Here is a 2,876-nt window from a genome sequence, read left to right as displayed (position 1 = left end):
CCGATCGCCGAGCGCCAGGCCATGGCCGCGATGGGCTCGGTGGCGCTGGCCGGGCCGGCGCCCGCGCCGTTCGACCTCGATGCCAAGCTGGCCGGATTCCAGGACTACCTGGAGACCCTGGCGGGCAAGGTGCCGGCCCTTCTCCTCAGGCTGGCCGACTGGGCCGCCCTGGGGGCGGTGTGGGCCGCCGTGGGCGCCCGCTGGCTCGGCCGGGCCCTGCGCGGCCTGTGGGTCCTGCCCCGGGCCCTGTGGCGCTCGGCGGCGACCTACCCGCGCTGGGCCCACGCCTGGGTGCTCACGCTGCGGCTGGCCGTCTTCGGCGGCGTGATGCTCTACAGCGCGTACCCGGGCGGCGTGCAGCTCGGCGCCGGGGCCGTCGGCCTGGTCGCCGTCGGCCTGGTCGCCACCGGCCCCGAGGGGCTGGGCTACTGGACGCCGCCGGAGCCGACCGACGAGGAGGTGTACGGCCCGGCCCTGTGGCTGGCCGTGAAGGTGGCCCTGCGCCTGGACGAGGAGGAGCCCCGAGAGAAGTGGCTGGCCGTCCCGGACACCTTCGTGGAGAACGGGACGCCGGTCCGCCTGGAGCTGCCCCCGGCGTTCGTGGGCACCGACCGCGAGCGCGCGGGCCTGGACGAGGTGGTGAACAGCAAGCTGCCGGGCGAGTGGGCGAGCACCTGGCGCCTGATGGGCGGAGGCCACCACGCGCTCTGGACGCTCCAGCCCGCGCCCGTGGTGCGGGACCTGGTGGGCGACGAAGCGCGCCTGGGCCCGTCGCTGTGGGCCGCGCTGCGGACGACCCTGCGCCTGCCCGAGAAGGACCAGCTCTGGGACTGGCTGACCATCCCGGCCTCCGTGGCCGACCGCGCGGCCGTGATCCGCCTGGAGCTGCCGATGGAGTTCGTCGGGCACGACGCCGAGCGCGCCGGCCTCGATGCGCTGGTGAACTCGCGCATCCCCGGCGACTGGGTGAGCCGCTGGCACCTGATGGAGGGCCCGCACTACGTGATCTGGGCCCACCGGCCCCCGCCGAAGCCGACCCCGGAGCCGCCGGACGCGGTGGACATCAACGACCCTCGCATCCTCGCCGCGCTCACCAAGCTCAGCCCGGAGGAATTCCTTCTCGGCCTGGACGAGAACCACGACGGGCTTATCCGGAAGCTGTCCGGGGAGACCCCTCACCTGGCTATGTCGGTGGGTACCGGTGGCGGCAAGTCGTCCAAGCTCCAGTGGCTGGCCGTGCAGATGCTCATGAAGCGCGGAACCATTATCGGCGTGGACCCGAAGATGGTCAGTCTCAAGCCGCTCCGGGGAATTCCCGGCGTGCACCTCTACACCGACCCGCAAAACGGGATCGACATGCGCCGGGTAATTGACTGGCTGGCCGAAGTCGCGGTGGCCCGCTTCTACGAGAAGGAACAGGGGCTCCGCGCCTCATTCGACCCGATCTACCTCATCCTGGAGGAGTCGAACGAACTCGCCGTCCTCCTCAAGCAGGTGTGGGAAAACGTCCGAATTAAGACGGGAGAGGACAAGGAATCGGCGGCCGATCCGATCTGGCGCGAGTCGATCGGAAAGATTCTCCGCCTGGGGCGCGACGCCAACATTCACATCCTTGCCGTTTTCCAGGACTTCAAGGACAACGAATTCGGCAATGTCAGCCTGGTGCCGCTCTTCCGCCTCAAGGCGCTCGGGAATTACGAAGAACGCCAGTGGAAGCGCCTTTTCGGATCGGTTCCCATGCCGCCCAGCGTGAACAAGGCCGGGCGCATGGTCATCGTCAATGAGGGAAATGCGGTCCGCTATCAGGTCCCGTTCACCCTGGACGCCCTCACGCCCCCGCCCGGAATGACGGTCCAGGAAGCCTCGGAGGCCATCTACCACCAGCTCTACCTGGACCTGCGCGAGCGGCACGGATACGAGCCCGACGGCCTGTACAGCGAGCCGCCGGCCAACTCCCCCAGGGGCATCCCGAGCCTGCTCCGGGGCCGCGTGTCACCGTCTGCGGCCGGAACCGCCCAGACCCCCGCTTCGGGCCTTCCGGCGGGCATCGTGCCTGGTCAACGCGTGACACTCAGGAAGGGTGACGGCCTCTATGACGCCTCCGGTGACGGGTCTGGTGACGCCCTGCGGGACACCCTGGCGGGCATCCTGGCCCGGCACGACGGCCAGGATGCCGGGCAGGCCCAGCAGGCACCTGCCGCGCCCGCTGAGGAGCTGCTGAGCCTCGCTGAGATCTCCCGGCGATTGGAAGAGCGAGGCATCGTGAAGCTCGCCAACACGATGACCGCCAATAAGCGCCGCCGAAAGGACTTCCCCGCCGGAGAAACCGACGAAAAGGGAAAGCAGAAATACACCTTCTCGGAAATCTACGCCTATTACGAGGGGCTTGGTGAATTCCCTCCGGCCACTGCTCCGGCCGAATAGCGGGCGCATTCCGGCGAAAAGCCCCCTCATTTCGAGGGGGCTTTTTCGTGCCCCGGCCGGGGGTCCGCACGGCGAATCCGGCAGGATTTCCTGACGGCCCCGAATTGATACACGCTGCTACCGGAATTTTGCGCCACATCGTCAACGAGCCGTCCGGGGCCCCTCTTTCCTGCGGGGTCGAAAAGGCGGGACAATGCCACGGATAATCGGCCTTGAATTCTCCGAAAATGGCCGTGGATTCGGCCTTGAACTCCTCATGAATTCGGTTCGAATTCAGCAAAGAATGAGGCAGGAAAGCCGTGAATTTGGCTCGGAGCGCGAAGCGCGGAGAATTGTTGAAACAGCCTGGAAAGGGCCCGGGAATGCGTCACGAACGGCGGGAGAATTGCGCGAAGCGGAATTCTGAATTTGGCAATGAGGCGCTTTGCGCCGAATTCCAGAATGGCTCGGCC

General features: G+C 67.7%; 2 protein-coding genes. One reads left to right on the top strand and one right to left on the bottom strand.

Translation table 11 applies throughout. The features are described 5' to 3' along the window. The coding region (locus tag ACIBCA_RS37130) for a hypothetical protein (protein ID WP_396287603.1) at window positions 1–2,424 on the top strand (2,424 nt) is incomplete at its 5' end. A gap of 254 nt (window positions 2,425–2,678) precedes the next feature. Here ACIBCA_RS37130 and ACIBCA_RS37125 read toward each other — a convergent pair. Next, window positions 2,679–2,876 (bottom strand): hypothetical protein (locus ACIBCA_RS37125; protein ID WP_396287602.1); only part of this gene is annotated, 198 nt, incomplete at its 5' end.

Origin of the sequence: Kitasatospora sp. NPDC051170 (assembly GCF_044455705.1) — a bacterium.
GTDB lineage: Bacteria > Actinomycetota > Actinomycetes > Streptomycetales > Streptomycetaceae > Kitasatospora.
This window is presented reverse-complemented; position numbering and strand designations above follow the sequence as displayed.